Below are 24,421 nucleotides of genomic sequence, written 5' to 3' on the forward strand. Positions count from 1 at the left end.
GTCACGGGACAGGCCGGCAGCTGAGCTTGTTGCCGAAGAAGTCCACGCTGGCTTCGCCCTGGTGTTCCCAGTACTCGATACCGCCGCGGCCGTACTTGGCGCCGCTGGCTGCCGGTTGCGGGAACACGATGGCCTGGTCGTTGCCCCAGGTCATCACCGCCGCCGCCGGATCGAGGTCGTTGTAGAAGGTCATCGTGAACGGCTTGCTGTTGTCGTCGCAGCGGTATTCCACCGCCTTCGGCACCACCAGGCCGGGCGCATGGATCGCCAGCTCGACCAGGCGGGTCCTGTAGGACTCCAGCACGCACAGGCGCACATCGTCCGCCTTCCAGCACTCGTCGCGTCCCTTCACCCAGCCGCGCTGCATCGCAGGGTCGGCGTCCTTGGCTTCCGCGTAACGCGTGGCAAGCTGACGGTCGAGCGCGGCCAGTTCGGCGTCGGTGCAGACCAGCTTCTCCGCCTCGCTGGCGGCCTTGGCGCAATCGAACGAGGGCGGTGCCAGCGCGGGAGTGGTCTCCGGCGCCGCCACGTTCGCGGCAGGAGCCGTGGCGGCGGGCGCGGAGGCGGGCGCTGTAGCGGCAGGCGCGGGGGTTTCGGGCGCGCAGGCTGCCAGCAGGAGCAGAGGGAAGCACAACAGGGGCGACTTCATCGGCGGTCTCCGGCACGGGGTGCGGCGCATGCTAGCGCCGATCGCGTGAAGGCGTGCCGTCAGCGCGAGAGGCGCAGCCGGCTGATCGTGCCGCGCCCCGGCGCCGACTGGATCGACAGCGTCCAGCCCAGGTGTTCGCACAGGCGTGCCAGCAGATCCAGTCCGATGCCGCCACCTTCGCGACTGCCGCCGCGCGCCAGCTGTGCGTAGATGCGGCTGATGTCTTCCGGCGTCATGCCGTGCCCGGGATCCTGCAGGGTGACGGTGGCATCGGCGTCGAGGCGGATGTGGATCTCGCCGCGGTCGCTGTTCTCGATGGCGTTGCGCAGCAGGTTGCCGATGGCCGCCTGGACGATGTGCAGTGGCGCGGACACCGTGCATGGCAGCAGTTCGTCGACCACGATGGAAAGATCCTTGCCCGCCAGCAGGTGGCGGTGGTCGTCGATGATGTCCGGCAGCAGTTCATGCAGCATCACCACTTCGTTGCTGCGCGACAACCGTGCCGGGTCCTTGGCGAGCGTCAGCAGCAGGGCGATCAGGCGCTCCACGTCGCGGGCCGTGCGATGGATGCGTTGCACCTGCTGGCGCGCCGGCGCCGGCAGGCCGGGTTGCTCCAGCGCCAGTTCGCTGGCGCCCGCCATGATGGCGATAGGCGTACGCAGCTCGTGGCTGGCGGTATCGATGAAGGTGCGCTCGCGCTCGACGAAGTCATCCTGGCGGCGCAGGTAATCGTTCAGGGCGTTGGTGATGACGTGCAGCTCGGAGCTGGCGCCATCCGCCACGACCACGCGCTGGCCGGCATGATCGGGAGAAAGTGCCCCGATGTCGTTCGCCAGGTCGGACAGGGGGCGCAGCGCAGTCCGCACCCCCCGGGCGACCATCACCCCTATGACCACCAGCGCGATGAACGCCAGGCCCAGTGATCCCAGGAGCAGGGCGTCCTCGATGGTCTCGATCCCGGTGATGTCGCGCACGACGAAGTAGTCAACGCCCTGCACACGCTGGACCAGCACCACGTTCTCGCGCCCGCCGAACCAGAAATCATCGTGCACGCCCTGCGGCAGCATCGACAGACCGGGCGGGGGCTGGCGGCCCGGCACCCGGTAGAGCTGTATCGCGCCGGTGTCACGCCATTCGTGGCCCGGATCTGCGGCCTTCTGCTGGACGTAGTGCACGATCTCCTGCTGGAGCAGCGACTTCCAGACCCAGTCCTCGAGGAAGTCATCAGCGAAGACCAGGATGATGATGGCGGCCAGCAGTACCGCGTAACCACCGAGCAGGCGCCTGATTTTCGCATGCAGGCTACGGCGCTTTTCCATCGCGTCCCTCCGGATGGGTGACCGCCAGACGGTAGCCGGTGCGGGGCAGGGTCTGGATGAGCTTCACCGGGAATGGGCCATCCACGCTGCGGCGCAATTCGTAGATGTGCGAGCGGAGCATGTCGCCATCCGGCGGGTGGTCGCCCCACAGCGCATGTTCCAGCTGCTGCCGGGTGACGGCGGCAGGACTGGCCTGCATCAGCGTTTCCAGCAGCTTGCGGCAGGCGGGATACAGATGCAGCACCTGCCCGGCGCGGGTAGCCTCCAGCGTGGCGAGGTCGAGTTTCAGGTCGTGCACTTCGAGCACCTTGCGCCGCTGCCGGCCGTGCATCCGCGCCATCAGCGCCTCGAGCCGCACTTCGAGTTCCGGCAGGTCGAACGGCTTGGTCAGGTAGTCGTCGGCGCCCGCGCGGAAACCGGCGATCTTGTCGGGCAGTTCGTCGCGCGCGGTCAGCATGATGACCGGCACGCTGGAGTCGTGCTCCTCGCGCAGGCGGCGCAGCACTTCCGGGCCCTCCAGGCGCGGCAGCATCCAGTCCAGCACGATGGCGTCGTAGACCTGGGTGCTGGCCAGGTGCAGGCCGGTCACGCCATCGGGCGCCGCGTCCAGGGTATGGCCGCGCGCCTCGAAGTAATCGAACAGGTTCGCCACCAGGTTCCGGTTGTCTTCGATGACCAGCAGCCGCATCGGCAAGGTCCGCGCCAGCAGGGGAAGGACCGGCAGCATCGCAGGCCGGACGTCGAAGCGCCGTCGGAATTCCGACGAATCTCCTACGCCCCATCATCCACGATCATGCGCCGCGTTGCAGACCGGCATGCCCCCCATGCGCCCGATGCGCCTTCAACACGCCCCCGGCTGGCAGACGCCTCTGCTGCTCGTGCTGATGCTGTGGGCGCTGCTGGCGGGACTGGGCATGCGCGAGCCGATGCCGGCGGACGAACCACGCTTCGTGCTGGCCGCGCGGACGATGGTGGAGACCGGCCAGTGGCTGTTCCCGCACCGCGGTGCGGAACTGTATGCGGAGAAACCTCCGACATTCATGTGGTTGCAGGCCACCAGCTACCTGCTGGTGCGCAACTGGCAGGTGGCATTCCTGCTGCCGTCGCTGCTGGCCGCGCTGCTGACCCTCGGGTTGTCCGGTGACCTGGCGCGCCGCCTGTGGGGCCGGCACACGGTGCCCTACGCCGTCTCCGGCCTGTTCGTCTGCCTGCAGTTCGCCCTGCAGGCCAAGCGCGCGCAGATCGACATGGTGCTGGTGGCCATGACCACGCTGTCGCTGTGGGCACTGCTGCGCTACCTGCTGGAGAAGCCGAGTCCGTGGTTGCTGGCACTCGGCACCTTCGCCGCCGGCCTGGGCACGGTGACCAAGGGTGTCGGCTTCCTGCCGCTGCTGGTGTTCCTGCCGTGGCTGTGGGCGCGACGGACGGCATCCCGCGCGCTGCCCGCACCGCGTGGCGTGCACGTGCTTGCAGGCGTGGCGGGATTCCTGCTGGGCGCGGGCACCTGGCTCGTGCCGATGCTCGCGACGGCGCTCTCTTCCCCGGATTCCGCGCTGCAGGCGTATGCGCGCGAGATGCTGTTCAAGCAGACCGGCACGCGCTATGCCAACGCATGGCATCACGTGAAACCCGCGTGGTACTACCTGCAAGCGATGCTGACGCTGTGGCTGCCCGGCGTGCTGCTGGCGCCGTGGCTGCTGCCCGCGTGGTGGCGGCGCGTGCGCCGGCCGGATGCACGCCACGTCCTGCTGCTGGGTTGGGCGGCGCTGGTGCTGGTGTTCTTCAGCGCGAGCCCGGGCAAGCGCGAGGTCTACATCTTCCCGATGCTGCCGGCATTGGCGGTGGCGGCGGCACCGCTGCTCCCGGGCCTGTTGCGACGACGCGCGGTGCGCGCAACGCTGTGGTCGTACATGGCCGTGCTGGCATTGGTCGCAGGGGTGCTGGGCGCGTGGCTGTCCATGGCGCCCCCCGAGCGCCTGCACGCACTGCTCGACGGCCGCGGCATGGACATGGCGACGGTCGCGCAGCTGAGCCGATGGCTGCTGGGATTCGCCGTCGTGGCACTCGCCGCGATAGTCGCCGCGCGACGACATGTGGCGGTGGCGCTGGTCGCCGTGACGGCCGCCCTGTGGACGTCGTATGGCATGGGCTTCATGCCGGCGCTCAGCCCCGACAGTTCGGCCCAGGCGTTGATGCAGCGCGTCGGCGAGCGGATCGGTCCGGATGCCGAACTGGCCATGCTGGGCTGGCGCGAACAGCATCTGCTGCAGGCAGACCGGCCCGTGACCGACTTCGGCTTCAAGCAGCCCTGGGCGGCGCAGTGGCAGCATGCGCACGCGTGGCTGCTGCAAGCACCGGCGAAGCGCTGGCTTTTCCTGCGCAGGGAAGCCATCGGCCCGTGCCTGGATCCGGCGAAGGTGGTCGACATCGGCGCATCCAACCGGCGTGCATGGATCCTTGCACCCGGGAATGCCTGGATCGAAGCCTGCGATGTGCCACCCGACTGGTCGGCGGATGTCAGCGAAGACTGAATCCGGAACAACGCCGCGTGCAGGCGGGAATCATTCGCGCGTGACTTAACGCGTTTCCGACGGCTGTCCGACTGCGCTACGACATCGCGGCCACGAGCATGCGTGCACCTTCCTGCATCCGCATCCGCATGCCCGTTCCGTCGCTCCCGTCCTCCGCTCCGACGACAGGTCCCGGACCGCGCCTCGCGTTGGTGTCCATTCCCCTGCTGCTGATCGCATGGCAGCTGGCATGCCGCATCGACCTGCCCTGGGCGGGCTGGCTGTTCCACTGGGAAGGCGATGCGTGGTCGCTCAAGCGCAGCGTGTTGCTGGAAACCGTCCTGCATCGCGGCGGCCGCACCGCGAGCCTGCTGGCCTGGCTTGGCCTGCTGGCCGCCACCCTGGTGCACTGGGCGAAGCCTGCATCGGCCCCATGGACGCGTCCTGCCGCCCGCCTGCTGCTGGCGCTGCTCGCGTCCACCGCATGCGTGGCCCTGTTGAAGGCGGTCACGCAGGTGGATTGCCCATGGGATCTGTCGGGATTCGGTGGCCAGCGTGCCTACGTGCCGCTGCTGGCACCGCGCCCGGCTTCGTTGGGCCCCGCCGCCTGCTTTCCTGCCGCGCACGCCGCCAGCGGCTACGCCTGGGTGGCGTCGTACTTTTTCTTCCTGCACGTCGCGCCCCGGTGGCGGCTTGCAGGGCTCGCGGTCGGGCTGCTGGCGGGGGGCGTCTTCGGCCTGGCGCAGCAGCTGCGCGGTGCGCACTTCCTGTCGCATGACGTCGCCAGCCTGGCGGTGTGCTGGACCATCGCCTGCGCCGTCGAGGGAGTCGGCGCGCGACGCGGCCAGGTGACGACAGAGGCATGCGCATGAGCGTTTCGGTGCTCGATCACGCAGGCGTTCCCTCTCGCTGGCAACGGCTGCGTGCCGCGCTGGCGGTCCGCCCGCTGGTGGGCACGGAAACACTGATCCTGGCGGCCTGCCTTTACTTCAGCCTGTTCGCGAACGCGGTCTTCTGGCGGGCAGCGTCCCCGCAGCCATGGGCACAGGGAACCTGGACACTGTCGTTGTTCCTGCTGATCACCGCGGTGCACGGGATCTGGCTGTCGCTGCTGGTCTGGCGCCGTACCGCGCGCGTGGTGCTGTCATTGCTGGTGGTGGTCGCGGCGCTGGCCGGCCACTACATGGCCGCGTACGGCATCTACATCGACGCCGACATGGTCCGCAACGTCCTGCATACCGACTGGCGCGAAGCCGCCGACCTCGCCGGCCCGGATGCGCTGCTGCCATTGCTGGCGGCGGTGCCGCCGCTGTTCGTGGTGTGGCGCGTGCGCCTGCGGCCGCGCGGCGTTGCACGCGCAGTGCTGGCGCGCAGCGTCTTCCTCCTCGGCATGGTCGTGGTCGGGCTGGTCGGCGTGCTGCCTTCCCTGCAGCCGCTTACCGCCTTCCTGCGCAACCAGCGCGAAGTGCGTTACCTCGTCACGCCCGCCAACGTGCTCGTGTCGCTAGCGAAGGTGGTCAGCGAAGACCCGCCCGGCCGCACCCATGCCCAACTTCCCATCGGCGAGGACGCCGTGCAGTCGCCTGCCGCCACGATGCGGCGACCGCGCCTGCTGGTGCTGGTGGTGGGCGAGACCGCGCGTGCCGCCAACTGGGGCCTCAACGGTTACGCGCGCCAGACCACGCCGGAACTGGCCGCACGCGGCGTGCTCAACTTCCCGCACGTCAGTGCGTGCGGAAGCAGCACCGAAGTCTCGCTGCCCTGCATGTTCTCGCCGTGGGGACGCGAAAACTACGACGAAAAAGCGATCCGCAGCCACCAGTCGTTGCTGCACGTCCTGCAACGCGCGGGCGTGGCCACGTTGTGGCGCGACAACCAGTCCGGTTGCAAAGGCGTCTGCACGGGCCTGCCGGTCGAAGACCTGCATGCACGCAAGGACCCCGCACTCTGCAACGGGGCGCGCTGCTTCGACGGCATCCTGCTTGAAGGGCTGGAAGAAGCCGTCGCGCGCAACAAGGGCGACCAGGTGATCGTGCTGCACATGCTGGGCAACCACGGCCCGACCTACTTCGAGCGCTACCCGCCTGCTTTCCGTCGCTTCACGCCTGTCTGCGAGACCTCGGACCTGGGGCGCTGCAGCCGCGCGCAGATCGTCAATGCATACGACAACGCACTCGCCTACACGGACCACGTGCTGGCGGGCGCGATCGATCGCCTGTCGACGCTCCCGGGCTACGACACGGCCCTGCTCTATGTCTCCGACCACGGCGAATCGCTGGGCGAGAAAGGCCTCTACCTGCACGGCATGCCCTACGCCATCGCGCCACGCGAGCAACTCGACGTGCCGATGGTCGCGTGGTTCTCGCCCTCGTGGCGGCAATCCACGCACCTGGATCCGCAGTGCCTGCGCGACCGCGCGGGCAGGCAGGCCAGCCATGACCAGCTTTTCCACACCGTACTGGGACTCACCGACGTGAAGACATCGCTGTATCAGCCGGACTACGACATTTTCCTGACCTGCAGGAGCGCACGCTGACATGGTCGAGACGAGCACTGCCATGACAAGTCTTTCCGTCGTCATTCCTGTTTTCAACGAGGCCGGCAACATCGGGCCGCTGGTGCGCGAAGTGGTCCAGCACCTCCGTGGCCGCATCGTGTTCGACATCGTCTGCGTGGATGACCAGTCCGAAGACGACACCCGCGACGTGCTCGCGGCGCTGAAGGCCGAGGTGCCGGAGTTGCGCGTGGTGGTGCATCACCGGCGCAGCGGCCAGAGCGCCGCCGTCCGCACCGGCGTGAAGCATGCGCTGTCGCCATGGATCGTCACCCTCGACGGTGACGGCCAGAACGATCCCGGCGACATCCTCAAGCTGCTGGCGGCACGCGAGGCGGGCAATCCGCAGACCCGGCTCTACGCGGGTTGGCGGGTGGATCGCAAGGACACCAGCAGCAAGCGCTGGGCATCGCGCTGGGCCAACCGCATCCGCCAGTGGCTCCTGCATGACGACACGCCCGACACCGGCTGCGGCATCAAGCTGTTCGAGCGTGCGGCGTTCCTCGAGCTTCCCTATTTCGACCACATGCACCGTTACCTGCCCGCGCTCATGCAGCGTGCCGGCTGGCTGACGGTCAGCGTGCCGGTGTCGCACCGGCCACGCGGGTCCGGCCAATCGAAGTACACCAACCTGGGCCGCGCACTGGTCGGCATTCGCGATCTGATGGGCGTGTCGTGGCTGATCCATCGCAGCCACGTGACCGCCGTCAGCGAGATCCATGCAGGGCGCAAATCGTGAACATCCTGGACCAGGAAATCGTCTGGCTGGGTTGGACCGGCCTGCACATGACGCCGTGGAAGCTGATCGGCCTGACCGGCGCCGCCCTGTTCGGCGCGCGCTGGCTGGTCCAGTTCGTCGCATCGCGGCGCGCGCGCCGCCCGGTGATTCCGCGCCTGTTCTGGTACATGAGCCTGTGCGGCAGCCTGATGGCGCTGAGCTATTTCCTGTTCTCGTCCAAGCAGGATGCGGTAGGCGTGCTGCAGAACCTGCTGCCGGCCTTCACCGCCGCCTACAGCCTCTACCTGGACATCCATCACCAGCGCCAGCAGCGGGCGCTGGGAAGCACGCCCTGATCAGCTGCGATTGGGCGTCAGCTTCAACAGGCGGCCACCACTGCCGTCTTCCAGCAGCCACAGCGCGCCCTCCGGTCCTTGTTCGACCTCGCGGATGCGGCGGCCCATCGGATAGCGACGCGCCTCGCGTGCCTGCGTGCCATCGAACTCGATCTCGATCAACGCCTGCGAGGCGAGCCCGCCAATGAAGCCCTTCCCGCGGTACCACGGGAACAGATTGCCCGAGTAGATGACGAAGCCTGCCGGCGCGATCACCGGTGTCCACCACGCTTCCGGCGCGTTGAACTCCGGGCGTGTCGGGTGATCGGGAATCGGCGTGCCGCCGTAATGGTCGCCATTGGAGACCACCGGCCAACCGTAGTTGCTGCCGCGCTCGATCAGGTTGAGTTCGTCGCCGCCCGCCGGACCCATCTCGTGGGTCCACAAACGGCCACTGCCGTCGAAGGCGATGCCTAGCAGGTTGCGATGCCCGAGCGTCCACACCTGCGCGGCGATGCCGCCCTGCGCGGCGAACGGATTGTCCGGTGGCACGCTGCCATCGTCGTTGAGGCGGATCAGCTTTCCGAGCGACGACTGCAGGTCCTGCGCAGGCGCCATCGCCTGGCGGTCGCTGGAGGTGATCCACAGCTTGCCATCCGCACCGAACGCCAGCCGATGCCCGTAGTGGGCATCGCCGCTGACCTTCGGCAACTGCCGCCACACCACCTGCAGGTTGGACAGGCTGCCGCCGTTGCCGCTGGCATCCAGCACCAGCGTCGCACGCGCCACCGCGGCGCCGCGCGTGCCGCCGCTACCGGCTTCGGCATAGCTGAGGTAGACCAGCCGGTTGTCGGCGAAACGCGGATGCGGCAGCACGTCACCGAATCCGCCCTGTCCCCCGTACGCGACGGTGGGCACGCCGATGATCTCGCCGACCTGGCCCGTGGCGACATTGGCCAGTCGCAGCCTGCCGGATTTCTCCGTCACCAGCAGGCGGCCATCGGGCAGGAACGTCATCGCCCAGGGCTCGTTGAACGTGGCCACCGGCGTGCTGGTGAAGGGCGGGTCCGGCACCGCCCGCGCCCGCGACAGGCCCGCCATGGTGCGGCCGGTTCCCGATGCGGAGGCATCGGGTGCCGGCGACGCCACCGGCGCAATGCCAGCGGCCGGTCCGGATGTCGCGGAGCCCGTCCGCGAGGCCACCACGACCTTCACGCCCTGGTCGTCCACCGTGGCCCGCTGGCATGCGGGCAGGCTCAGGCAACAGGCGAGCAGCAACGACATCCTCATGCGGGCGCATCCGGCGGGTGACTGGCTGCCGTTGTACTCCCGCGCGGTGAAGAAAAGCGTGATGGTTCCTGTGCTTCAGACCTTCAGGTACCAGCCCTGGCGGTCCATCAGGCGCACGACCAGCCACCACACGCCGACGAAGGCCAGCGCGAACGCCAGCGACGGCACGCAAGGACCGAATCGCGGCGTCATCCATCCGGCGAAGCCGATCTGGTAGATCGGCCCCATCCAGCCCATGCCGAGCAATACGTAGGTCATGACCGCCGCACCGACGTACGCGGCAATGGCATTGATGCCGAAGCGACGACCCAGCGCCGGCCAGCCATGCCGATCCACCAGCAGATGGCACGCCGCCAGCGCCAGCGTCGCGCAGCCGGCGGTGAACAGCACGTAGGACGATGTCCAGAGCGCTTTGTTCAACGGAAACAACGGCGCCCAGCCCAGGCCGAGCGCGACCGCGAGCACGCCCGCGACCGCAAGTGGCTTCACCGCGCCCGCACGCAACACCTCGCCCGCACGCACTCCGAGCAGCGTGGTGGCGATGGCGGGCAATGTGCTGAGCAATCCTTCGGGATCCTGCCCGCGCCCCGTCGCCGGGTCCCACTGGTACAGCCAGTGTCCGGACAGCGCGGTGTCCACCCGGGCGGGAAGATGCTCGAAGGGCGCGTAGCCCCACGGCGCCAGCAGCGCCCAGTAACCGAGCAGCGTGGTCACGACCACCGTCCATTGCAGGCGCGGTTTCAGGTACAGCGCGATCATCCCCCCGGCCGCGAAACAGAGCCCGATCCGCTGCAGCACGCCCCACGGACGGAACTGCGGACGATCCAGCCACCAGAATGCGAGCAGGTGCAGGGCCATCCCCAGCGCGATGATCTTCGTCGCCCGCCACAGCACGGCACGCACCAGCCCCTTGCGCTCCACGCCGGCCTCCATGCGCGGTACGACACCCAGCGCGATCGACACGCCGACGATGAAGAGGAAGAACGGGAACACCAGGTCGGTCGGCGTGACGCCATGCCATTCGGCATGCAGCAAGGGCGCATACACATGCGACCAGTCGCCCGGCGTGTTGACCAGCAGCATCGCGGCGACGGTCAACCCACGCAGTGCGTCGACGGAGACGAACCGGGCAGAGGCGACGCTCATGCGTACCGCTTCACTTCCCGCCGATCCACGTCCCCACCACCTGCAACCCGGCGTCCAGCGCGACCAGATCGGCCTGGTATCCCGGCGCGATGCGACCGTGCGTGGCGCCCAGACCAAGGAATTCGGCCGGATAGGTCGACGCCATCCGCAGCGCCTCTTCCAGCGGCAGGCCCAGCAGATGCACGCTGTTTCGCACTGCCGTGATCATGTCCAGCGCCGAGCCCGCCAGCGCGCCCGCGGCGTTGCGCACCACGCCGTCGATGGCGGTGATGGTTTCGCCGTACAACACGTAGGAGGGATCATCCGCACCGACCGGTGGCATCGCGTCGGTGACCAGGAACACCTTGCCGCGCGGCTTGGCCGCCAGCGCCACGCGCAGGCTGGCCGGATGCACGTGCACGCCATCGACGATCACCCCGCACCAGCAGCCGTCGTCTTCGAGGGCGGCACCGACCGCACCGGGCTCGCGGCCCTGCAGGGGCGACATCGCGTTGTAGAGGTGGGTGAACCCGGATATGCCGGCATCGATGCCGGTGCGGACCTGTTCGTACGTGGCGGCGGTGTGCCCGGCCACCACGATGGCACCGCGCGCCACCATCGCGCGGATGGTGTCCGCAGGCACCTGCTCCGGTGCCAGCGTCAGCAAGGTGACGCCATTGGCCAGCGAGGTGGCCATCGCGACCTCGTCTTCGCCCGGTACGCGGAACTTGCCGGCATCGTGCGTGCCCTTGCGCGCCGGCGCGATGTACGGTCCTTCCAGATGGATGCCGAGGATGCCCGGCACCTGTTGCGCAATGGCGTCACGCGTGGCGGCGATGGCGCGCGCCATCACCTCGGCGTCGTCGCTGATCAGCGTGGGCAACAGCCCGGTGGTGCCGAAACGGCGGTGCGCCTCGGCGATGGTGCGTATCGCCTCGACGCTGGTGTCGTTGTTGAACAGCGTGCCGCCACCGCCATTGACCTGCGCATCGATGAAGCCGGGCGCCAGCAGTGCACCCCCCAGATCGACCCGCTTCGCTTCCGCCGGCACCGCGTCATTGGCGACGAGGTCGGCGATGCGACCATCCTGCATCAGCACCGCCAGGCCATCGATGACGCCGTCGGGCGTAAGCACGCGCGCGTGGCACAGGGCGGTGGCAGGACTCATCGCATTCATACCGTTTCAGTGACCTTGTTGAGATGCGGCGGCACATCGGGATTGTGGCCGCGACGCAACGCCAGTGCATTGATCGCGCGATAGAAGCTCTGGATGGTCAGCAGCGGCGCGCAGGCCGGATGCGGTGCTTCGACCAGCGGCAGATCGCCCTGCCGCGACGCCACCCACACCTGTGCGCCGCGGCCGCGGAATTCCTGCGCCAGCGCCAGCGTGCCGGCCTCGGTTTCATCGGGCTGTGCGAAACAGAGCACCGGGAAACCCGGCCCCACCAGCGCCATCGGCCCGTGCTTCACCTCGGCCGAACTGTAGGCTTCCGCATGCAGTCCGCAGGTCTCCTTGAACTTCAGCGCGGCTTCCTGCGCGGCGGCCAGGCCCAATCCGCGGCCGAGCACGAACAGGTTGTGTGCCCCCACCAGCCCCTCCGCCAACGGCGACCAGTCCGCCTGCCACGCGCGCCGCAACGCCTCCGGCAGCGCCTCCGTCGCCGCATGCAACGGCGCTTCGTCCTTCCAGTACGCGGCCAGCTGCAGGATGGCCGCGAGCGAACCGAGATAGCTCTTGGTCGCCGCCACGCTGCGCTCGGGCCCCGCGCGCAGAGGCAGCACGGTGTCGGCGAGTTGCGCCAGCGGGGAATCCTCCACGTTGACCAGCGCCACCACGCGCGCGCCCGCTTCCTTCGCCGAGGCCGCGTTGCGCAGCAGATCCGGGCTCTTGCCCGATTGCGAGATCACCACGTACAGCGCGCCGTCGAGCCGCTGCTTCGCTTCGTAGACCGAACCCACCGACGGCGAGGCAGATGCGGTCACCACGCCCAGCTGCGTTTCGAACAGGTACTTCGCATAGGTGGCCGCATGATCCGAACTGCCGCGCGCGCAGGTGACCACGAAGGGCGGCGGATTGCGGCGCAGGTCGTCGGCCAGCGCCTTCACCGTGGCGGCGTTGCGGGCGTACTGGTCGGCGACGATGCCGGCGGTCTGGGCCGCCTCCTGGTGCATCAGCGTATCGGAGGGTGCGGGCAACGAGGTGTCGGTCATGGGGATGTCGGGTCAGGTCGGTCCGCGCGCGGCCTGACCGGCGCGGTGGAGCCACGCACCACCAGTTGCGGCACGAAGCCCTGGTTGTGCACGGGCGAGGGATTGTCGTCGTAAGCGTCCTGGCGCAGGCCGGCGATCAGCAGGCGTGCGGCCTGTTTCGCGATGTCCTGCGTGGCCTGCTTGGCGGTGGTCAGCGGCGGCCACGACTGCTTGGAGAACGGGCTGTCTTCGAAACCGGCGATGGACAGGTCGTAAGGCACGTTCATGCCGGTGGACTTGGCGGCGGCCAGCACGCCGGCCGCGATCTCGTCGTTGGAACCGAAGATCGCCGTGGGGGGCTCGCGCAGCGCCAGCAACCGGCGTGCACCCCGGAAGCCGTCGTCGAACGTGTAGTCGCCCGGTACCACCAGGTGTTTGTCGAGCTGGATGCCGTAATCCTTCAGCGCCTTCTCGTAGCCGGCATAGCGCTCCGTACTCGACCGGTGCGCCAGGCCGCCCCAGAGGAAACCGATGCGCTGGTGGCCGAGCTGGATCAGGTGTTCGGTGATCTCGTACGCGGCGTCGCGATCATCCACGTAGACGCAGGGCAGGCCATCGTCCGGATCTTCGGTGGCGGCGATGATGCGCACCAGCTTCACCCCGCGCGCGGCGAGCGCCGTCACCAGGTCGGCGCGCTCGGACATCGGTGCGGTCAGCACCAGCCCGGCCAGGCGCGAACGCTGCACGAACTCGACCAGTTCCTCCGCAAGCAACGGCGAGGTGGAATCGACCGGATGGATCTGCAGGCCGAAGCCGGTTTCCTTGCACGCGGCCAGCACGCCGTTCTGCACGCCGATGATGTGGTACGGGTTGGGGTTGTCGTACACCAGCCCGATCACGAACGGCGTGCCGCTGCGCAGGTTGCGCGCGGACTGGTCCGGCTCGTAGTCCAGTTCTGCGATCGCGTGCAGCACGCGCGCGCGGGTGCCCTGCAGCACCGACGGTTCGTTGTTGATGACCCGGGACACGGTCTTCAGCGAGACCTTCGCGCGTTCGGCGACGTCCTTGATGGTGGGTCGGCGCATGGGCGTTTCCGTCATGGAGGCGAGTCCGCCATGATGCCGCGTTCCGGCACGTCCGTCGCCGGCCGCGACCGGCCCACCCGGTGACCGGCCAGTGCGTAGTACAGGATGTACAGGTACCCAGGCACGGCCAGCCCCGCGAACACCGCCTGGAAGTCGTAGTGCTGCTTCAGCACCGCGAACGCCTGCGGCAGGATGGCGCCACCGGCGATACCCATGATCAGCAGGGCCGATCCGGTCTCGGTATGCCGGCCGAGGCCCTTGATCGCCAACGGGAAGATCGCCGGCCACATCATCGCGTTGGCGAAGCCCAGCGCCGCGACGAAACCCACCGACACATAGCCATGGGTCAGCAACGCACCAAGCGCGAACAGCACGCCCAGCGTTGCGGAGATGGCCAGGTAGCGTTCCTGCGACACGAAGCGCGGGATCGCGGCCAGGCCGACGAGGTAACCGGCCAGCATCGCGAACAGCGTGTAGGTCGTGAACAGCTTGGTCTGGTCGAGCGGCAGGCCGAAGCCGCGGCCGTACGTGCCGATCGCATCGCCCGCCAACACCTCCACGCCCACGTAGAGGAACAGGCACAACACGCCCAGCCACAGGTGCGGGAACTGCGCCAGGCCGCGTTCGCCATTGGCGGCATCCGCCACGGGCGCGGCGTTGGCGTCGGAAGGCTTCACCTCCGGCAGCGGCGAGAACAGGATGCCGATGGCGACCACCACCAGGATGCCGGCCATCACCAGGTACGGCAGATGGATCTTCGCGGCGAATGCATCCAGCAGTACCGCCTTGCCGGCCGCGTCGGCGGCCTCGACCTGTGCAGCGAGGTCGCCCACCCCATGCAGCACCAGCGTGCCGATCACGATGGGCGCCAGCATGCCGGCGATCTTGTTGCAGATGCCCATCAGCGCGATGCGCCGGGCCGCGCTCTCGATGGGGCCGAGGATGCTGACGTACGGGTTCACCGCCGTCTGCAGCAACGCCAATCCGCCGCCGATCACGAACAGGCCGGACAGCGCGCCCGGGTACCAGCGCTGGGTGGAGAACTCGCCGAACATCGCGGCACCCACTGCCATCACGAACAGGCTGATCGCCAGCCCCTTCTTCATGCCGGTGCGCTTGAGCAATGCCGCCGCCGGGAGGGCGAGGAAGAAGTACGACAGGTAGAACACCATCAGCACGAGGAAGGCATTCACCTCGTCCAGGTCGAACGCGAGCTGCACGAAGGTGATCAGCGGTCCGTTGATCCAGGTGAAGAACCCGATGATGAAGAACAGCAGGCCGACGATGGCCAGCGAGCGAAGCGGGTTGGAGCCGGATGCGATGGTCATGAGAGTCCCCTCGTGCTGGCCGATGAGCGGGTCCGCAACAAACCCGCGACCGGAAACAACGTTGTCAAAGAATCCATCAAAGAGCGACCGTATGGGCAGTTGCGGCGACAGCGCAACCCCTTGTGTGAGCGCCAAGCCTTCGTGCACTGCAGCATGAAGTCCTGCGAGACTTGAAGAAAATTGACCTTCCTTTTCAATGATTAACCGCAAATATGCGGATAATCAAATGCTGAATACGCCAATTGTTCCCGTTTCGCTACACCCAACTGGCCGCCAGACGCCTATTTGATGACAGAGTCTTGACAACGTTGTCAAACACTTTCCACACTCGGGCCATATCGGGATGCGGGAGTCCCGGCCGCGAACATGTGGGGAGACGTGTGGTCGCCATTGCAAATCCAGTACCGGCAGATGCCATCCGCAGGGCGGAAGACGCCTTCATCGCGGCGGACGTCGGTGGCACGCATGTACGCATCGGCCTGGTCCGCGGCAGCGGCGATCCTGGCGCGCCGGTCAGTGTGCTCGAGTACCGCAAGTACGCCTGCGCCGAATACGCGAGCCTGGGTGACATCGTCGGCGACTTCCTCGCCCGCCTGGCTCCGGCCGGGGTGAACCGCGCGGTGATCGCCAGTGCCGGCTACGCGCTGGAAGACGGCACCGTCATCACCAACAACCTGCCGTGGCGACTGTCGCCAGTCGAACTGCGCGCGCAGCTGGGCTTCGACGACGTCCGCCTGGTCAACGATTTCGAAGCCGTGGCGCACGCCGCGGCACAGATGGACGCCAGCGAGGTCCTGCAACTGGCCGGTCCCGCCATCGCGCCGGCGCGGGGACCCACGTTGATCCTCGGCCCGGGCACCGGCCTGGGGGCGGCGGTCTGGATTCCCGCCGGCAAGCGTGCCGTGGTCCTGGCCACCGAAGCCGGCCAGGCCGCGCTGACCGCCGGCAACACACTCGAAATGGCCCTGTTGGCCGAGATGCTGAAGACCCGCACCCACGTGCCGGTCGAACAGGCCCTCTCCGGTCCCGGCCTGATGAACCTGCACGCCGCGCTGTGCGCGGTGCGCGGGGCCGCGCCTTCAGCGTATGCGCGCCCCGGCGACATCACCGCCGCCGCCCTGTCCGGCGAGGACCCGATGGCGCGCGAAAGCCTCGACGTGTTCTGCGGCCTGCTGGGCAGCGTGGTCGGCGACATGGCGCTGCTGTACGGCGTGCAGGGTGGCGTGTACCTCGCCGGCGGCATCCTGCCGAAGATCCGCGATTTCCTGATTCAAAGCAGTTTCGCGCCGCGGTTCCTCAACAAGGGATCGATGCGCGAAGCGCTTGAACGCATCCCCGTGAAGCTGGTGGAGCACGGGCAGTTGGGGGTGGTGGGTGCCGCCAAGTGGTACCTGGAGCAACACCGGGACGATTGAAAGGGAAGCGCCGGCACAGGCGCGAAACTGAAGGGGCGGGGTGCAGGGGATACGTGCAACGCCAGGCGACATCGAAGTACCAAGCACGGCGGAACAGCGCGAGCGATGGCTGCCGGAACTCTAAAACAATGATGGGAGAGACATCATGAAGTACCGCACCTCGATCCTTTCGGCCTCGATCGCCGCCGGGCTCGCGTTCTCGATGCAAGTCCATGCGCAGGACGCCGCACCGGCCGACACGACGGCGACCGACCTCGACACGGTCGTCGTCACAGGCATCCGCGGCAGCATCGAGAAGGCCCTCGATGCCAAGCGTGACGCCGCCACGCACGTCGAAGTCGTCACCGCCGAAGACATCGGCAAGCTGCCGGCCAAGAACGTGGCCGACACGCTGCGCCAGCTGCCCGGCGTCAACATCGCGTCGTCCAGCGCCAGCGAAGGCGGTTTCGACGAAGCCGACCGCGTCAGCCTGCGCGGCACCAACCCCAGCCTGACCCAGACGCTGGTCAACGGCCACACCATCGGCACGGGCGACTGGTTCGTGCTCAGCCAGGTAGGCAACGTCGGCCGCAGCGTGAGCTACTCGCTGTATCCGTCCGAGATCGTGGACCGCGTGGTCGTGCACAAGACCTCCGAAGCGAAGCTCGTGGAAGGCGGCACGGCCGGCTCGGTGAACATCATCACCCGCCGTCCGCTGCAGTTCGCCGAGCCGCTCACCATCCAGGGCTCCATCGGCGCGGTGCATTCCGACTTGCCGGGCGACACCAAGCCGCAGCTCGACGCACTGCTGAACTGGCGCAACGACGAAGGCACCGCCGGCTTCCTGGTGCAGGTCTTCAACGAGGAGCGCAGCCTGCGCCGCGACGGCCAGGAAGTGGTGGGCGGCTATGGCACCATCACGTCGGCCAATCCCGAGCTCAATGGCGTGCTCTACCCCAACCTGATCGGCGCGGCGCTGTTCGAACAGGTGCGCAAGCGTCAGGGCGGCGTGGCCAACATCGAAGCCAAGGTTACCGATAACCTGACCCTGAACGTCAACGCGTTCTACTCGCGCCTGAAGGCGGACAACTACAACCGCAACTACATGATGTGGGCGAGCCAGTTCGTCAATTCGAATACGCCCACCAGCTACACAGTCGAGAACGGCGTGCTTACCAGCGCCACCTACGCTCCCAGCACAAACACGCCTGCCGTTCCTTACGGCGTGTACGACATGATCTCCCGCCCAGGCGCGGTCTCGACCTCCAAGTACATCGCGCTCGATGCCGAATGGAATGCCAGCGACGCACTGAAGTTCGTGTTCCAGCTCGGTTCCACAAAGGGCAACGGCAGCAGCCCCACGCAGGACGTGCTGGAAACCGGCATCGCCGGCAACGCCGGCGCGAGCTGGAACATGAACGGCGTGGGAAACCCGATCGACTGGTCGCTGGGTGGCACCAATACCGCCGCCAACCACCTGCCGCAGAACGGCTGGATCTTCGGCGCGCAGGGCATCGATGTGCTGGACAAGGAAGACTGGGCTTCGGCGGACGGCCAGTTCTTCTTCGACGACGGCGTGCTGTCCTCGCTGGACTTCGGCTACCGCTACGCCACGCACGAACGCAGCAATGATTTCTCGCTCGCGCAGGGACCGAACTGGGCCAGCAACTGGACCGACATCACCGCCTATCCGGCGGCCGGCGGCGCATACCCGAGCGATTTCGGCGTGGGTGGCAACGTGCCCTCGGGCATCTGGTACTACACGCCCGGGCAGCTGGCGCAGATCAACGCCGACTTCGCCAACCGGAACAATCCCGAACGCTTCTACTTCTCCGACGTCTACGGCGTGGAGGAAGACATCAATGCCGTGTATGCGCAGCTGAACTTCCGGGGCGACCGCTGGAGCGGCAACGCCGGCCTACGCTACGTGCGGACGCAGACGGACGTGCATTACAACCAGGCGCTCGCGCCAAACTCCGGCATTCCCGGGGCGATCGTGGGCTCCGCATTCGGCGACTACCTGCCGGTCGTGGTCAACAACGACTACAACGAACTGCTTCCCAGCGTGAACTTCAAGTTCGAACTGACCGACAGCCTGGTGGCGCGCGTCTCGGGCAGCAAGACCATGACCCGCCCGGATTTCTCGGCGCTGGCCGGTTCGCTGACGCTCAACGACCTGACGCACGAAGGCAGCGGCGGCAACCCGAACCTCGATCCGCTCGTCTCGACCAACTTCGATGCCTCGCTGGAATGGTACTTCGCACCACGTGCACTGTTGGCCGCCAGCGTGTTCTCGATGGACATGGACGGCTATGTCGATTTCGACAACGTCGTCGTGCAGTACAAGGACCAGCAGGCCAGCCAGGCCGCCGGTACCGACGTCTACAGCGACTACCTGGTGTCGATCCCGGTCAACTCGAACGGCAAGGCCCGCGGCGTGGAGCTGACCTACGAGCAGCCGATCGGCGAGAACTTCGGTTTCAACGCCAACTACACCTACGTGGATGGTGACGCCGATGGCGGCAAGCCGCTGAACGGCACGTCCGAGAACACCTACAACCTGTCGGCCTGGTACGAGAACGATCGTTTCAACGCCCGCGTCAACTACAGCTACCGCAGCTCGTTCTACGCTGGTGTCAGCCGCACCGACAACTTCTACCAGGACGACTTCGCCACGGTGTCGGCTTCGCTGGGCTTCAAGGCCACCGACTGGCTGACGATCAGCCTGGACGGCCTGAACCTCAACGATCCGAAGCTGAAGTACTACACGGAGAACGACGCTGTTCCGGGTTACCTGCCGCACGCCTTCTACAGCAACGGCCGCCAGTACTACCTGAACTTCCGCTTCAAGTTCTGATCGTAACGATGTAAGGGAACACTCTCCCTCTGCGGGCCCGGATGCGTCCTGGCCCGCTTTTTTTTGGGCATGCTGTGCCCATCGCTACCGAGGACACCGATGAAACGACCCATCGCCCATCGCGCCCTGGCCGGAATGGCCTTCACCCTGTTGGCTCTCGCCGGCTGCACGCCGAAGACGAGCGACGATGGCGGCGTGGCGGCGTCCACGCCGATCACGCCGTCGCTTATTCCGGCGCCTGCCGCACTGCAAACGGGCGAAGGCGCCTTTGCCATCACTGCGGACACGCGCCTGGCCGCCAGCGGCGAGGCCGCAACGCGCGTGGCACAGCAGTTCGCGGCCTACCTGCAGTCCGCGGGGGGGCCTGCACTGGCCACCACGCAGGACGAGGGCAAGGGCGTGATCCGCTTTGTGCTGGAGTCGGCCGGTGCGGACAAGCAGAACCCGGAAGCCTACTCGCTCGACGTCACGCCCGACGGCGTCACCGTGAAGGCGCGCGATGAGCGCGGCCTGTTCTACGGTGCCGTGACGCTGTGGCAGCTCGCCACCCAGGGCGACAAGGGCGGCGTCACCCTCCCGGTGCTGCAAATCGAGGACGCGCCCCGCTTCGGCTGGCGCGGCTTCATGCTGGACCCGGCGCGCCACTTCCAGAGCGCGGACGAGGTCAAGAAGGTCATCGACGCGATGGCCCTGCACAAGCTCAACACGCTGCATTGGCACCTGACCGACGACCAGGGCTGGCGCATCGAGATCAAGCAGTACCCGAAGCTCACCGGGATCGGTGGTTGCCGCATCCCCGCCGGTGATGGCGGCAAGGACCCGAAGACGGGCGAGCCGCGTCCCTACTGCGGCTTCTACACGCAGGACCAGATCCGCGACGTGGTGAAGTACGCCGCCGAGCGCCACATCACCGTGGTGCCGGAGATCAACGTGCCGGGCCATGCAACAGCCGCCATTGCCGCGTATCCCGAGCTGGGTTCGATCGACACGCCGCTGGTGCCGTCGAACGAATGGGGCGTGTTCCCGAACCTGGTCAACGTCGAAGAAGGCACCATCACCTTCCTCGAGAACGTGCTGGGCGAAGTGGTCACGCTGTTCCCCGGCACCTACGTGCACATCGGCGGCGACGAAGCGGTGAAGGACCAGTGGGAAGCCTCCGCGCGCGAGCAGGCGCGCATGCGCGAGGTGGGCGCGAAGACCGAGATGGACCTGCAGGGTTACCTGGTCGGACGCCTTGAGAAGTATCTCGCCACGCACGGCAAGCGCCTGATCGGCTGGGACGAGATTCTGGAAGCCAAGCTTCCCGCCGAGGCGACGGTGATGTCGTGGCGCGGCATCGAAGGCGGCCTGCAGGCCGCGCGCCAGGGCCATGACGTGGTGATGTCGCCTTCCAACAAGACGTACCTCGACTACCTGCAGACCGCCTCGCCGAACGAGCCGCCGGGTCGTCCCGCACTGATTACGCTGCAGGATGTCTACGGCTTCGATCCGGTTCCGGCGGAACTGGAAGAGAGCCAGCACCACCATATCCTCGGCATCCAGGCCAATCTGTGGACCGAACACACGCGCACCTTCGCCCGCCTGCAGCACAACGCGTTCCCGCGCCTGGCCGCCGTGGCGGAAACCGGCTGGACACCGGCGGCGAAGAAGGACTTCGCCAACTTCACCGCCCGCCTGCCGGCGCAGCTGAAGCGCTACGACGCCATCGGCCTGGGCTACGCGAAGACGCCGTTCGAAGCCATGATCGCGACCGAGGACGATCGCAAGGCCGGCACGGCGAAGATCACGTTGTCGAACCCGCTGGGCTATGCCGTGCGCTACACCACGGACGGCAGCGAACCGAAGGCGACGTCACCGGCCTTCACGACGCCGTTGGACGTGAAGCTCCCCGCCACCGTGCGCGCCGCAGCATTCGCCGACGGCCGTGCGCTGGCACCTGCGTCCACGTTCGAACTGACGCCCGCCTCGCTGCTGTCGCGCACCGACGAAGCGATGGCCGTTTGTCCGGACGCCGGACGCCTGCTGCTGCGACTGGAAGACGATGGCCCGGCCGATGGCGAGCGCGCGATCTTCAACGCCACGATCTTCTATCCCTGCTGGCAGTGGAACCAGGCCGATCTCGACGGCATCGCGTCGATCAAGGTGCGCGCGGGCAGAATCCCGTACTACTTCCAGCTGGCCCACGACGAACCGCACCGCACGTTCGAGCCGGCGAAGTCGCCGCTGGGCGAACTTGAGATCCTGGGCGGCGGCTGCAAGGGCCGCACGCTGGCGACGGTGGCGTTGCCGGCCGCGCCCAACGCCGATGGTTTCCTCGACCTGGAGGCGCCGCTTCCGGCCGGTACGACCGGCAGGCAGGACCTGTGCGTGCGCTTCACCGGCGACACACGCCCGCAAATGTGGGTGCTGGACCGGATCACGCTGCAGCCCCAGTAACCATCAGGATCCTGTAGGAGTGGCTTCAGCCCCGATGCTCTTCGGTCGATATCCCATCGATTTGACGAAAAGCATCGGGGCTGAAGCCCCTCCTACCATCATCCGCGCAGGCGCAGCAGCAGGTCGCGCAGCGGGGTGGTCATCGTCGCCAGGCCGGCCAGCACGCCCAGCGTGTTCGCCACTGCATCACGCGGATCGGCCATGCGCGTACTGGTCAGCATTCCCTGCGCGAACTCCAGGCCGATGCCCAGCGCGACCAGCAGCAGTGCCACAAGCAGGCAGGCACGGCGCTTGGCGAACAGCTGCACGGCCGCCGCGGAAAGCAGTGCGTACGCCAGGAAGTGCTCGACCTTGTCGCCACCTGCCGGCACCGGCGGCAATCCACTCAGATTCACCAGCGACAACACGACCACGGCCGTGACCGCCATCAACCACAGCGGCAGCCACAGCCGCGGACGACGGAACGGCTTGAGCGCGAATGTCCCGCTCACAGGCGCCAGCTCAGGTCGTTGAACAGGAACGCCACGCCGAACTCCACGTCGCGCGAAAAACCCATCACCTGGAATCGTTCCCCCATCTCGCTGGGCAAGGTCAGCCGCTTGGCCTCGTTGCGCAGGCGCAACAACGTGGTTTCGTCCGCGCGCGCTTCGGCTTCGGCCAACCGTTCCTGCAGGCCGTTGCCCAGCAGGAAGTTGGCCTGCGTGGTGTAACCCGCCATGTCGAAGCCCGCCTGCGTGCCGGCTTCCGCCAGCGCGGTGAAATCCACCGACGCGGTGATGTCCTGCAGACCCGGCCACAGGTAGGGATCGTTGTGCACCCGATGGCGGTAATACGCACGCAGCGTGCCGTCGTCCCGGTCAGGCTGGTAGAACTCGCGCCGCGTGTAGCCGTAATCGGCGAAGAGCATGGCACCGCGATCCAGGCCCCCCATCACCGCCTGTATCCAGTACGGCAGTTGCGGCAGCAGTTCCGAGCGGTAGCCGTCCGGGAACGGCTGCTCGAGATAGCGCTCGACATGGCGCACGGCGGCGGCGAGCAAAGCGTCGGCCGGCCGGTCGGTGCGGACGAAGCGACCTTCGCCGTCCAGCGCCACGCCTTCCTCGAACACTTCGCCATCGCGCAGCGTGAAGCGCGGCGTCGGCAGGGCATCGATCACTTCGTTGGCGAACAGGACGCCATTCCAGGCGTCGGACGGCGGGCCATCGAGCCATTCGACCAGATCGAAGACCGGCGGAATCAGTCGCGCTTCCAGGCGCTCGCGCTGGCGCTGGCGCAGGTCGGCACTGGGTTCGAGGATCGCGTACCGTGCAGGCAGGGCATCCAGCGCCAGCAAGCGTTTCAGCATGATCTCCGCGAAAGCGCCGCTGCCGCCGCCGATCTCCACGAATTCGGCCTCCGGGCCCAGCTGCTGCAACACCGGCGCTACCGCCTGCGCCACGCAGCTGGCGAACAGTGGCCCCAACTCCGGCGACGTCGTGAAGTCACCCGCCTCGCCGAACTTGGTGCTCCCCGCGCTGTAGTAGCCCAGCCCGGGCGCGTAGAGGCTGCGCTCCATGAACCGCGAAAACGGCATGCTGCCGCCCCCGGCGGCGATCTCGGCGCGGATCAGTACGGCCAGGCGTTCGCTGTGCGCCTGTGCCACATCGTCGGGTAGGGGTAGATCAGCCTGCATGGCGCACCTGAAACGGGAAACCACGTCATTGTACGGGCCGATTCACATTGGCACGGCGGCCCTAGCCAACCCCCGGGGCCACGCATAGAATCGTGGTGCACAGCAGCAACGGACACGCCATGACCTATTGCGTCGGCATCGAAGTCAACGAAGGCCTGGTCTTCGCCGCGGATACCCGCACCAGCGCTTCGTTCGACGATGTGCGTGTGTACCGCAAGCTGCACGTGTTCGAATGGCCGGGCGAGCGCGTGTTCGTCATCATGTCGGCCGGCAACCTGGCCACCACCCAGCTCACCCTGTCCAAGCTGCAGCGCGACGTGGATGATCCGCATGCGCCGCGCAGCCTGCGCACGTTCTCGCACCTGTACGAGGTGGCCGAGTACGTGGGCGAGACGCTGGTCACCAGCCAGGCGCGGGTGATCGACGATGCCCAGCAGAGCGGCGTCAACGTGCAGTCCACGCTGATCCTCGGTGGCCAGATCGCCGGAGAGCGGCCCGGCCTGTACATGGTCTACCCATTGGGCAACTGCATCGCCACGTCACCGGAAACGCCGTACCTGCAGATCGGCGAATCCAAGTACGGTAAACCCATCCTCGACCGCATCATCCGGCCCGAGACCTCGCTGGAAGATGCGGCGCGCTGCGCACTGGTTTCGCTGGATTCCACGATACGCTCCAACCTGTCGGTCGGCATGCCGGTGGACATGGCGTTGCTGCGTACGGGCGACCTGAAGATCAGCCAGAAGGTGCGGCTGGAAGCCGACACGCCGTTGTACGCCGAGATCCACGACACGTGGTCGCGCAAGCTGGAAGCCGCAGTGCACAGCCTGCCGCGGTTTCCCTGGGAGCCGCAGCAGGAACGCGAAGCACCCGCCGGCCCATTGCCAACGATGCCGCCGCGGCGCGCACCCTCTCGGCAGGATCCCGGCGACGCGCAAGGGCAGCAATAGACCTCAGGC

Annotated in this window: 20 protein-coding genes; 9 read left to right on the forward strand and 11 right to left on the reverse strand. The window is 67.4% G+C overall.

The annotated features are described in order from the left end of the window. Window position 1: 1 nt before the first annotated feature. Genes AC3DET_RS15825 through AC3DET_RS15835 form a run of 3 tightly spaced genes read right to left on the reverse strand, consistent with a single transcriptional unit; the run spans window position 2 to window position 2,656 of the window. On the reverse strand, window positions 2-649 hold the full coding sequence (locus AC3DET_RS15825) for an MliC family protein (protein ID WP_337732412.1): 648 nt from the start codon (window positions 647-649) through the stop codon (window positions 2-4). Window positions 650-708: 59 nt separating this feature from the next. After that, the gene (locus AC3DET_RS15830; RefSeq protein WP_337732413.1) at window positions 709-1,968 is read right to left on the reverse strand and encodes a sensor histidine kinase; all 1,260 of its coding nucleotides are present in this window, start codon (window positions 1,966-1,968) and stop codon (window positions 709-711) included. Then, complete coding sequence (locus AC3DET_RS15835; protein WP_337732537.1) at window positions 1,952-2,656, reverse strand: response regulator transcription factor; 705 nt, start codon at window positions 2,654-2,656, stop codon at window positions 1,952-1,954. The genes AC3DET_RS15830 and AC3DET_RS15835 overlap by 17 nt, the downstream gene beginning before the upstream one ends. A 127-nt stretch (window positions 2,657-2,783) precedes the next feature. Here AC3DET_RS15835 and AC3DET_RS15840 point away from each other — a divergent pair, with 127 nt between their 5' ends. The 5 genes from AC3DET_RS15840 to AC3DET_RS15860 all read left to right on the forward strand — a co-directional run bounded on the left by AC3DET_RS15840 (window position 2,784) and on the right by AC3DET_RS15860 (window position 8,106). Then, the gene (locus AC3DET_RS15840) at window positions 2,784-4,499 is read left to right on the forward strand and encodes an ArnT family glycosyltransferase (protein ID WP_488392236.1); all 1,716 of its coding nucleotides are present in this window, start codon (window positions 2,784-2,786) and stop codon (window positions 4,497-4,499) included. 191 nt (window positions 4,500-4,690) lie between these two features. Next, window positions 4,691-5,350 carry a phosphatase PAP2 family protein gene (locus AC3DET_RS15845; RefSeq protein WP_488392237.1) on the forward strand — a complete coding sequence of 220 codons (660 nt, stop codon included), beginning with the start codon at window positions 4,691-4,693 and terminating at the stop codon, window positions 5,348-5,350. Further along, window positions 5,347-7,014, forward strand: coding sequence for a phosphoethanolamine transferase (locus tag AC3DET_RS15850; protein ID WP_488392499.1), 1,668 nt, complete (start codon window positions 5,347-5,349; stop codon window positions 7,012-7,014). The genes AC3DET_RS15845 and AC3DET_RS15850 overlap by 4 nt, the downstream gene beginning before the upstream one ends. Before the next feature lie 22 nt (window positions 7,015-7,036). Continuing rightward, complete coding sequence (locus tag AC3DET_RS15855) at window positions 7,037-7,771, forward strand: glycosyltransferase family 2 protein (protein WP_192199778.1); 735 nt, start codon at window positions 7,037-7,039, stop codon at window positions 7,769-7,771. Between the two features lie 47 nt (window positions 7,772-7,818). After that, window positions 7,819-8,106, forward strand: a complete 288-nt coding sequence (locus AC3DET_RS15860) for a lipid-A-disaccharide synthase N-terminal domain-containing protein (RefSeq protein ID WP_337732538.1) — start codon at window positions 7,819-7,821, stop codon at window positions 8,104-8,106. Here the strand turns inward: AC3DET_RS15860 and AC3DET_RS15865 are convergent, their stop codons facing one another. The 6 genes from AC3DET_RS15865 to AC3DET_RS15890 all read right to left on the reverse strand — a co-directional run bounded on the left by AC3DET_RS15865 (window position 8,107) and on the right by AC3DET_RS15890 (window position 15,103). Then, entirely contained in the window at window positions 8,107-9,186 is a 1,080-nt protein-coding gene (locus AC3DET_RS15865; protein WP_446539103.1) for a PQQ-dependent sugar dehydrogenase, read from the reverse strand. It lies immediately after the preceding gene. A 264-nt stretch (window positions 9,187-9,450) separates the two neighbouring features. Continuing rightward, on the reverse strand, window positions 9,451-10,521 hold the full coding sequence (locus AC3DET_RS15870) for an acyltransferase family protein (RefSeq protein ID WP_488392238.1): 1,071 nt from the start codon (window positions 10,519-10,521) through the stop codon (window positions 9,451-9,453). A 10-nt stretch (window positions 10,522-10,531) separates the two neighbouring features. Continuing rightward, the gene (gene nagA, locus AC3DET_RS15875) at window positions 10,532-11,668 is read right to left on the reverse strand and encodes an N-acetylglucosamine-6-phosphate deacetylase (protein ID WP_488392239.1); all 1,137 of its coding nucleotides are present in this window, start codon (window positions 11,666-11,668) and stop codon (window positions 10,532-10,534) included. A 5-nt stretch (window positions 11,669-11,673) separates the two neighbouring features. After that, window positions 11,674-12,711: an SIS domain-containing protein gene (locus tag AC3DET_RS15880; RefSeq protein ID WP_488392240.1), complete on the reverse strand. Its 1,038-nt coding sequence runs from the start codon at window positions 12,709-12,711 to the stop codon at window positions 11,674-11,676. Then, window positions 12,708-13,775, reverse strand: a complete 1,068-nt coding sequence (locus tag AC3DET_RS15885) for a LacI family DNA-binding transcriptional regulator (protein WP_488392241.1) — start codon at window positions 13,773-13,775, stop codon at window positions 12,708-12,710. Before AC3DET_RS15885 ends, AC3DET_RS15880 begins: the two co-directional genes overlap by 4 nt. Before the next feature lie 11 nt (window positions 13,776-13,786). Continuing rightward, window positions 13,787-15,103 carry a sugar MFS transporter gene (locus tag AC3DET_RS15890; RefSeq protein WP_337732422.1) on the reverse strand — a complete coding sequence of 439 codons (1,317 nt, stop codon included), beginning with the start codon at window positions 15,101-15,103 and terminating at the stop codon, window positions 13,787-13,789. 380 nt (window positions 15,104-15,483) lie between these two features. Here AC3DET_RS15890 and AC3DET_RS15895 point away from each other — a divergent pair, with 380 nt between their 5' ends. The 3 genes from AC3DET_RS15895 (at window position 15,484) to AC3DET_RS15905 (ending at window position 21,790) form a co-directional block, all read left to right on the forward strand. Then, window positions 15,484-16,518, forward strand: a complete 1,035-nt coding sequence (locus AC3DET_RS15895; protein ID WP_488392242.1) for a glucokinase family protein — start codon at window positions 15,484-15,486, stop codon at window positions 16,516-16,518. Window positions 16,519-16,663: 145 nt separating this feature from the next. Continuing rightward, window positions 16,664-19,354, forward strand: coding sequence for a TonB-dependent receptor (locus tag AC3DET_RS15900; protein WP_488392243.1), 2,691 nt, complete (start codon window positions 16,664-16,666; stop codon window positions 19,352-19,354). Between the two features lie 99 nt (window positions 19,355-19,453). Continuing rightward, window positions 19,454-21,790 carry a beta-N-acetylhexosaminidase gene (locus AC3DET_RS15905; RefSeq protein WP_488392244.1) on the forward strand — a complete coding sequence of 779 codons (2,337 nt, stop codon included), beginning with the start codon at window positions 19,454-19,456 and terminating at the stop codon, window positions 21,788-21,790. A gap of 98 nt (window positions 21,791-21,888) precedes the next feature. On the opposite strand, the gene AC3DET_RS15910 is transcribed toward AC3DET_RS15905, so the two are convergent. Together AC3DET_RS15910 and AC3DET_RS15915 are read right to left on the reverse strand one after the other, a co-directional pair. Continuing rightward, window positions 21,889-22,218, reverse strand: a complete 330-nt coding sequence (locus AC3DET_RS15910; protein ID WP_337732540.1) for a VanZ family protein — start codon at window positions 22,216-22,218, stop codon at window positions 21,889-21,891. Between the two features lie 59 nt (window positions 22,219-22,277). After that, window positions 22,278-23,462, reverse strand: coding sequence for a class I SAM-dependent methyltransferase (locus AC3DET_RS15915; protein WP_488392245.1), 1,185 nt, complete (start codon window positions 23,460-23,462; stop codon window positions 22,278-22,280). Between the two features lie 119 nt (window positions 23,463-23,581). Here AC3DET_RS15915 and AC3DET_RS15920 point away from each other — a divergent pair, with 119 nt between their 5' ends. Next, window positions 23,582-24,412: a proteasome-type protease gene (locus AC3DET_RS15920; protein ID WP_488392246.1), complete on the forward strand. Its 831-nt coding sequence runs from the start codon at window positions 23,582-23,584 to the stop codon at window positions 24,410-24,412. Window positions 24,413-24,421 lie beyond the last annotated feature (9 nt).

The organism is Pseudoxanthomonas sp. 97-1-1, from assembly GCF_057773125.1.

Bases quoted from the DNA above. Each gene is read 5' to 3' on its own strand.
- AC3DET_RS15825 (WP_337732412.1), bottom strand. From the start codon at position 649: ATGAAGTCGCCCCTGTTGTGCTTCCCTCTGCTCCTGCTGGCAGCCTGC.
- AC3DET_RS15830 (WP_337732413.1), bottom strand. From the start codon at position 1,968: ATGGAAAAGCGCCGTAGCCTGCATGCGAAAATCAGGCGCCTGCTCGGT.
- AC3DET_RS15835 (WP_337732537.1), bottom strand. From the start codon at position 2,656: ATGCGGCTGCTGGTCATCGAAGACAACCGGAACCTGGTGGCGAACCTG.
- AC3DET_RS15840 (WP_488392236.1), top strand. From the start codon at position 2,784: ATGCCCCCCATGCGCCCGATGCGCCTTCAACACGCCCCCGGCTGGCAG.
- AC3DET_RS15850 (WP_488392499.1), top strand. From the start codon at position 5,347: ATGAGCGTTTCGGTGCTCGATCACGCAGGCGTTCCCTCTCGCTGGCAA.
- AC3DET_RS15855 (WP_192199778.1), top strand. From the start codon at position 7,037: ATGACAAGTCTTTCCGTCGTCATTCCTGTTTTCAACGAGGCCGGCAAC.
- AC3DET_RS15860 (WP_337732538.1), top strand. From the start codon at position 7,819: ATGACGCCGTGGAAGCTGATCGGCCTGACCGGCGCCGCCCTGTTCGGC.
- AC3DET_RS15865 (WP_446539103.1), bottom strand. From the start codon at position 9,186: ATGGCGGGCCTGTCGCGGGCGCGGGCGGTGCCGGACCCGCCCTTCACC.
- AC3DET_RS15870 (WP_488392238.1), bottom strand. From the start codon at position 10,521: ATGAGCGTCGCCTCTGCCCGGTTCGTCTCCGTCGACGCACTGCGTGGG.
- nagA (WP_488392239.1), bottom strand. From the start codon at position 11,668: ATGAGTCCTGCCACCGCCCTGTGCCACGCGCGCGTGCTTACGCCCGAC.
- AC3DET_RS15880 (WP_488392240.1), bottom strand. From the start codon at position 12,711: ATGACCGACACCTCGTTGCCCGCACCCTCCGATACGCTGATGCACCAG.
- AC3DET_RS15885 (WP_488392241.1), bottom strand. From the start codon at position 13,775: ATGCGCCGACCCACCATCAAGGACGTCGCCGAACGCGCGAAGGTCTCG.
- AC3DET_RS15890 (WP_337732422.1), bottom strand. From the start codon at position 15,103: ATGACCATCGCATCCGGCTCCAACCCGCTTCGCTCGCTGGCCATCGTC.
- AC3DET_RS15900 (WP_488392243.1), top strand. From the start codon at position 16,664: ATGAAGTACCGCACCTCGATCCTTTCGGCCTCGATCGCCGCCGGGCTC.
- AC3DET_RS15905 (WP_488392244.1), top strand. From the start codon at position 19,454: ATGAAACGACCCATCGCCCATCGCGCCCTGGCCGGAATGGCCTTCACC.
- AC3DET_RS15910 (WP_337732540.1), bottom strand. From the start codon at position 22,218: ATGGCGGTCACGGCCGTGGTCGTGTTGTCGCTGGTGAATCTGAGTGGA.
- AC3DET_RS15915 (WP_488392245.1), bottom strand. From the start codon at position 23,462: ATGCAGGCTGATCTACCCCTACCCGACGATGTGGCACAGGCGCACAGC.
- AC3DET_RS15920 (WP_488392246.1), top strand. From the start codon at position 23,582: ATGACCTATTGCGTCGGCATCGAAGTCAACGAAGGCCTGGTCTTCGCC.